The sequence below is a fragment of the Staphylococcus sp. SUC_1.2 genome (genome assembly GCF_026222585.1).
The window spans coordinates 1-6,705 of the sequence record NZ_JANJPM010000057.1; the positions used below are offsets into that span (position 1 = coordinate 1).

A 6,705-nucleotide genomic window follows, 5' to 3' on the forward strand; every position below is an offset into this window, starting at 1 on the left:
ATATATTAATGTAAAAGCTTTATTTCATGATTCATCAAACAGACATCCACTTATAAAAATAACTAATATCATTTAATGATTCACTTCTGTTACCTGTTCAACATTTTCTAAAAAACTTAAATATAAGACTAGAAACTTATCTTCTTCTTCAACATAGGGTGCATGTCCAGATTCTTCAAATAAAACCTTCTCAACATTTTGATAACGCTCTTCTATTTTATAATGATTCTTATCATTTATAATTGGATCATAGCGTCCGTTTATAATTAATGTAGGAACTTTAACATAATGTGTGTACCCTTTATTCGCATAAGCCGTATCTAAAAGTGCTCTGCTTGCTATAGCACTATCCTCGGAATTTTGTTTACTGTATAAGCGTTGCCGTTGAATCCATTTCATTGCTGATTCTTGTTCTTTATAGATATACGGGAATAATAAAAGTAATGCTTCAGATTTATTAAACCCTGCAATTTCGTCTTGGTGCTCAATCATTAATTTCGTAAAACCATGAACGATATCCTCAGCTTTTGAAGAGATAATTGTTAAAGATAATAAATGATTTTCATGTTTTTCGGTAAATTCTCTAGCAATAACCCCTCCCATATCATGACCTAATAGATGCGCTTTCTTTAAGTTTAATTTATTGATAAGTACATATAAATCTTTCACATGATCTTCTAAGTTATATGAATCTGGACGTGACGATTTACCATGTCCTCGAACATCATACGCAATCACTCTATAGTTTTGTTGGAGTTGTTTGTTTAATAAATCAAACGCTGCCGAATTACCATCTAAGCCATGAATTAAGATAACGGGGCTGCCATGTCCTTCATCTTGATAAGCTAATTTTGTTTGGTTTAACGTTTCGATTTTTTTCATATTGGCACCTCCCTTAATTGTTACTATACCCACTTCATTAAAAGTTACGCTATGAATGTTCTTAACTTTATTAAAATCATTATTATATAAATATTTTTTAAATTAAAAAAGCACTTGTTACAAGTGCTTTTTAACTCAGTCAATGACTGCCAATATAATAACTCCTGAGACATTGCTTATGTCCCAGGCCCTACTCTCAAGTTAATTTGCTTATCTATTTTGAACTGGGAATGTAAACTCAAATAATATTTATTTCAAGCTTATGTTAATTAAGCGTTACACCCTCGTCCTTGATGATAATTTAATTGTATAAAAAACGATCAATGCCACTATCATGATCCATATAATAAGAGAAATGATTTGTGCAATTTCAGGTTTTGTCACTACTGCATCAATCGTCTTTTGACAGAATAATAAACCAATTGCTGTGTACTCTATTTTTTTAAAAAAGACACCGATCAAGCTTAGTATAATACCTATAAAAAAAACGACTTGATGACTATAAATAGTGATGGGAATGATTCCCCAATTTAGATTAAAAACACGCATAATGATTAAAATTAGTGCAATTATCGCAACGATATATCCTAGTATCATTTCAAAACGATTGCTATATAGAAACTTCTTCTTATCAATACGAATATTAATAAAAATCGATAATGGAAAAATGATTATACAATAGAATATAGAAATTGCTGTAGCCGCTTGAAATGGCACATATTGCTTATCATAAAGATATGATATTAAGATAAAATTCATAATAAAGAAAATAACAGGATTCGTTTGTAAACCGAATAAATTTCGTTGAATAATCAAAATAATTTGTGCTGGAGATTTGCCACGATAATCTAAATAATCTTCATCTTTTGATTCAGACCTTTTCAAATCATTGCGCAAATTTTCTTTTATATCATCGATTAAATTAGGTGCCATCCCTTTGTGGCTAAAGTAATCGTTAATATTTTCAAGTAACACTTTATCGTTGGTTCTCATGAGTTACTCCTTTGCTATAGTTTAATAACATCTATACGATTGTTAATTGTTCAATTTAAAATTTTATCATACATTGACATTATTTTCTGTTTAATGACGAAAAATAAGAGCATGACGTTATTCAAAAGTTAGAATTTAACGTCATGCTCCTAGTGATGAAATTATAAAATTTGTTATTTTTATTATTTAGCAAGATCAATACGATATAATTTTAAGTTTTTATCTTGAGGTGAATTTGAGCCAAATTGATAGCTTGTTTTACCTTTTTGAATATATCCAAAATTGCCGCTTACTTTATTATATTGAACTCGTGCCACTGCATTTTGGCCTAAATTTTTCTTAACTTGATTATAAGTTGGGCCATTAGCTTCATTATAAGTCATAGAAATTCTAGTAACATAACCTTGGTTCTTTTTACCTACTGCAGTTACAACTAATAAACCTTTATTTGTGCGATACTCATAATAACCTTCATTGTTGCTTGGATTTTTAGAATAAATCGGTGTACCATATTTGTTTGAAACATTTTTGATTGATTCGCCAAGTGTAATATTTTCTAATGATTTTTCACCTTGAGTTAATTGTTGAACTGTTTGAATTGTATTACCGCTAGCTGCTTCAGCATGATTAACGCCTACTCCTGTCATTACTAGTCCAGAGACTAAAAATGCCGCTACTAATTTTTTCATAAGCACTCTCTCCTTTATCTCGTTTCTCGTCTTGTGCTTATTCATAGTATACCCCATTTATTACTAAAATAACAGTATTGTTACGAAAATATTACAAAATAAGTTATTTTATGTAACAAATCAGGATGACGACTGAAGATATCCTAACAACAATTAGTGTTCAGGCATATATTTCTTAATAAATGGTGTTACATCTTCAATAAACTTATCTTTCTCTTCCTCAAAAGGATATAAACTTGATTGAGCATACACATCAAATTGTGACTCTTTAACTAAATCGGCTACTTCTTTAGATTCAAGTGTTGTAATACGCTCACCATGTTCTCCCGCAATAATTAACGTCGGTTTCGTTACATGTTCAAATACGCTTGAAATCGCAGTTTCTTTGAACACATCTTCAATCGCTTGTGTCTCCTCTTTTGTAGAAATTGCATTCGTATCCTCAACATGTTTTAAAAACTTATTAACTTTTCTCGGCTTATGATAACGATGCTTTTCTAAAAACTTATTTTGTTTTTCGTCATCCCAGTTTCTAATTTTATGTGAATATTTTCTGAATAAACGTTCTTCAGGTAATTCACCCTCAATAGATGTTGGTGTTACCATTATGAGGGATGACACATAATTAGGATAACGTTCTGCCAAATCCGCAATTATGGCTGCGCCCATTTCATGACCTATTAATGCTGATTCATCAATATACAAATAATCTAGTAATTGTATGATATCATCGGCAAATTCTTTGAAATCAATTTGTCTTGGTTTATCTGAATAGCCATGTCCTCTCAAATCTAGTAAAACTACTTGAAAAGATTTTGCCAATTCTTTTGCTAAATTTTGAAATATAGAAGCATTTTCATATGCTGTATGTACTAAGACAACAGGATATCCCTCACCCATCGTATTGTAATGTAAGGATAAACCACCTTTTCTAGTAAATAAATCCATCTTATGAATCTCCTCCTTGTTTTATATGAATCGGTAATATTGATAATAACTCTTCACTTGTAGTAATAATAAAGTCAACCTCTTCTTCTAAAGGTTCTAATTCAGCGTCATCATGTTTAAACCACACACTTACCATGCCCATTGCGCGAGCTGGTGCTACATCATTTAAAGCATCATCACCCACATACATTATCTCTTCAGGTTGAACATTTAATTGATTAATCATATCTTCAAATATTTTAGGATGAGGCTTACGGAATCCTACAGTTTCAGAAGTTGATAAATAATTGATTACATGCCCTAATCCTAATGATTGTAAACGAAATTGTTTAATTTTAGATTTACCATTTGCGATAACACCTAAAACATAATTATTTTGCGATAATTTCTCCAAAGTATATAGCGTGTCATAATAAGGGAATACGTAACGATAGAAATGCATTTCAAAATCATTAAATAAATCTTTCCATGTTAAACGATCAATATGGAACTGCTTAATAATTGCTTTATATAAATCAGGTTTATCATTATCTTCATCGTCATCTAATTCTATAAATTTTTGTTTAAAATCTGCTAATTGAACATGTACGAAGTAATCATGAAATCGTTCATATTGTTCCTCAATGAATTTATCTCGAGATTTTGTTCTATCTAATAATGTACCTTCTAAATCAAACACGATTGCTTTTATATGACTTAAGTCCATTGTCAATTCCCTCTTAACTCTATAATTATTCTCATTTTATCAAAAAGTCTTCCATAAAATAATAACGTAACATCCATGTGATACAGTTAAATGTATGTTTAAATATCTTTAGATTGCTTAAGCAAAATGTAAAATAATGTTGGAATACCTATTAAAGCCAAAATAATACTAGCTGGTATTTGCACTGGATGAATTAACACACTACCAATCCAATCTGCAATCAACATCATTGTAGCACCGATTAAAATATTTAATATCATTTGAATGCCTAACGTAAATCTCCAATAATAGCGTCTTATCAGTTGAGGCACTATCATGCCGATGAAACCAATAATACCTGTATATGCTATCGCGACTGCTGTTATTATAGATGCTAGTGTTAGTATCAAAAACATGACTTGTTGGACGTTTAAACCTAATGACCGGCTCTTCAATTCACCTAATTGTAATAACTTAATCGCTGGCACCATACTAAGTAGAATCAATATAATAGGTATAGCTATTAGACCGATGTATATGACCTCTCGCGTTTCAGCCGCTGCAAATCCTCCGAAAAAGTAGTTAGCTATTTGGTTCATCTTATTAGGTTTAATTAAAACTAGAATATACAATAACGCATTAAAGAGTGCACCTATCATCAAACCAGTAATAATAAGAATTTTAAGTGGATAACCACGTGAGATTTTGGCAGCAATCATTAAGACGATCAACAATGCGATTAAACTAGTGCTAATTGAAAAGATGGGCACCCAAATAAAAGATAATCCTAGAAATATCGCCAATCCAGAACCGAATGTAGCACCACTTGCCAGTCCTAATGTAAAACTATCGGCTAGAGGATTATTTAAAACAGTCTGAAACATCTGACCTGCTAGTGTTAATATTGCTCCTGTTAATAAGGCCTCAATAATTCTTGGCAACCGAACTTTAAGCAATATCATTTGATTAAATGAATCCGTTAAGCTCCCTAAGTCCCATAGTAAATAAAGTCCTATGGCACCGATTAAACATATGCACCAACTTAGAAATGTTAAATATATATTTCTTGTCATTTTATCAACTCATCAATAATCTTTCTATTATTTCTTCTATTATAACTGATGATATAAAAGAATGGGACTGAGGGCAGCATTCTTTTATATTCGTAGACTTAGCTTGCATTAGTTATAGCATTTCTATATAACATTCTTTTTGCTAGGTCCCGTAGTTGCATAGTCGCAAAAATAATTAAAACTGAGAAAAGCTTGATTTAAAGCTCTTCTCAGTTCAGTCAGCTACAGGGGATTTGTAATGTAACTTTTCAATATAAATTGTACTAATCTCACTTTTACAATAACTATTTAATTCATATGAATTTATCTTTTATAAATAGCGTCTCTTAATTGTTTTAAACCTTCATCAATACGAGGGCCTGGACGTGAAATTTCATCACCGTTCACAGTTTCAATACGTCCATTTTTCACAGCTTTAATTTGACGGAAACCATCACGTTTTTTAATCACTTTATAGTAATCTGATTTAGATAGACCTTCTGTAGAAATGAGGATATCTGGATTCTTTTTAATGATACCTTCTTTATCCACTGGTTTCCAACCTTCTATATTTGAAAAGCTATTTTTAGCATCTAATTGGGATAACATGTCATCAAAAAATGTATGTTTGCCTGCTGTATATATTTCAGGTTTAGAAGAGACTTCCATAAAAACAGATTGTGACCTATGATGTCTTGGCACCGACTTTATTACTTTTTCAACATTGTGCTTCGTCTCATCAATAAGTTCGTTAGCTTCATGTTCACGTCCCGTTACTTTACCTATTTGTTTAAAAGTTTCATACGTTTGATCCAATGATTGTGCATCTTTCACATAAACCACTTTTACGCCATTTTTTTCAAGACTATCTAACACTTTCTTTGACGTTCCTTTTTGAGATTCATGCGCTAAAATTAAATCGGGTTTGACTTTTAATAATGCTTCTTTATTTAAATTCATTGTATCAAATTGTTTTTTCTCTTTTTTAACATCTTTAGGGTAATCGTCCACTGTAGAAACACCCACAATATCTTTTCCGAGACCTAATTCATAAAGAATTTCCGTATTACTTGGCATAAGCGACACGATACGTTTGTATGAATGCTCTTTCGAGTTGGAATCAGATTGATTACTTTGTTTATCTTCTTGTTTATGTTGATCGTTTTGTCCACAAGCGACAAGAATCAACATGACTAAACTAAGTAATATCCATAACTTTTTATTTAACACGTTCACACATTCCTTTCTAGATTATGTATATGTATGCATATATCATAACAAATAATATTAAATATTAATTTAAGTTTTTCATATTTAATTGTGTAATTTCATACTATTATTTGTTTCATGGAAAATTTTAAATATTAAAAAGCATTGAATATCTCTAAATTTAGAAATACTCAATGCTTTTCTTAACAGGCTCTATGTCAAATCGGACTGATGAGTCCTAATATTG

7 protein-coding genes are annotated in these 6,705 nt (G+C 30.9%); all 7 read right to left on the bottom strand.

Annotated elements, in window-relative coordinates:
* Nucleotides 1-72: 72 nt before the first annotated feature.
* Complete coding sequence (locus NR218_RS12310; protein ID WP_053019395.1) at nt 73-882, bottom strand: alpha/beta fold hydrolase; 810 nt, start codon at nt 880-882, stop codon at nt 73-75.
* Nucleotides 883-1,158: 276 nt separating this feature from the next.
* Complete coding sequence (locus tag NR218_RS12315) at nt 1,159-1,875, bottom strand: hypothetical protein (protein ID WP_053036633.1); 717 nt, start codon at nt 1,873-1,875, stop codon at nt 1,159-1,161.
* Nucleotides 1,876-2,057: 182 nt separating this feature from the next.
* On the bottom strand, nt 2,058-2,564 hold the full coding sequence (locus tag NR218_RS12320; protein WP_011276543.1) for an SA0570 family protein: 507 nt from the start codon (nt 2,562-2,564) through the stop codon (nt 2,058-2,060).
* 153 nt (nt 2,565-2,717) lie between these two features.
* The gene (locus tag NR218_RS12325; RefSeq protein WP_011276544.1) at nt 2,718-3,512 is read right to left on the bottom strand and encodes an alpha/beta fold hydrolase; all 795 of its coding nucleotides are present in this window, start codon (nt 3,510-3,512) and stop codon (nt 2,718-2,720) included.
* Between the two features lies 1 nt (nt 3,513).
* Nucleotides 3,514-4,218: an HAD family hydrolase gene (locus tag NR218_RS12330; protein WP_011276545.1), complete on the bottom strand. Its 705-nt coding sequence runs from the start codon at nt 4,216-4,218 to the stop codon at nt 3,514-3,516.
* A 98-nt stretch (nt 4,219-4,316) separates the two neighbouring features.
* On the bottom strand, nt 4,317-5,270 hold the full coding sequence (locus NR218_RS12335; RefSeq protein ID WP_011276546.1) for a FecCD family ABC transporter permease: 954 nt from the start codon (nt 5,268-5,270) through the stop codon (nt 4,317-4,319).
* 303 nt (nt 5,271-5,573) lie between these two features.
* Nucleotides 5,574-6,440 carry an ABC transporter substrate-binding protein gene (locus NR218_RS12340; protein WP_053036634.1) on the bottom strand — a complete coding sequence of 289 codons (867 nt, stop codon included), beginning with the start codon at nt 6,438-6,440 and terminating at the stop codon, nt 5,574-5,576.
* Nucleotides 6,441-6,705: the final 265 nt, after the last annotated feature.